Origin of the sequence: Methylibium rhizosphaerae, assembly GCF_006386545.1 — a bacterium.
In the GTDB taxonomy this organism is placed as follows: domain Bacteria; phylum Pseudomonadota; class Gammaproteobacteria; order Burkholderiales; family Burkholderiaceae_C; genus Pseudorivibacter; species Pseudorivibacter rhizosphaerae.
Map to the genome: position 1 here is coordinate 1 of NZ_SWAR01000208.1, position 562 is coordinate 562.

2 protein-coding genes are annotated in these 562 nt (G+C 67.3%); one reads left to right on the forward strand and one right to left on the reverse strand.

The genetic code is table 11. The annotated features are described in order from the left end of the window. Positions 1-253: hypothetical protein (locus E8D38_RS28735; RefSeq protein WP_219851900.1), on the reverse strand; the 253-nt coding region annotated here is incomplete at its 3' end. Between the two features lies 1 nt (position 254). Here E8D38_RS28735 and E8D38_RS28145 point away from each other — a divergent pair. Further along, positions 255-562 (forward strand): LysM peptidoglycan-binding domain-containing protein (locus tag E8D38_RS28145; RefSeq protein WP_219851901.1); only part of this gene is annotated, 308 nt, incomplete at its 3' end.

Consider the following 562-nt stretch of genomic DNA (forward strand, 5'->3'; position numbering starts at 1 on the left):
CACGCACGACCTGGAGGCCTTCAACTACGACGACGCCGGCAACCTGAAGGGCTACGTGCTCAAGAGCCACGCCGGCCCCGGAGAAACGCTGACCACCTACGACTACGAACTCAAGCGCTTCGACAGCTACAAGGAAGGCCTGGGCCGTGTGTGGGACGACAAGCACGCCAACGTGATCGGTGGCACCCACTACGAGTACGACGCCAACGGGCAGATGTTCCGACAGGACGACTTCAACGGCACCGCGCGGCATCGTGCTGCAGACCAACCAGCAGGGCTTCTCGCTGCGCCAGCTGGTGGTGCAGGGGCAGGCGCTGGGGCGCTACGGCGTGGGGCCGAACGAGCAGGGCGCGATGACGGTGCTCAGCGAGTTCGACTCCAATTTCCGCTCGGCCAGCTCGCCCAGCGCGGTGGGCAGCTACCGGGTGCAGGGCGGCGACACGCTGAGAAGCATCGCCCAGGCCGCCTATGGCGACAACCGCCTGTGGTGGAAGATCGCGCAGGCCAACGGGCTGAGCGGCGACAGCGACCTGCGGGTGGGCCAGACGCTGAGCCTGCCGAG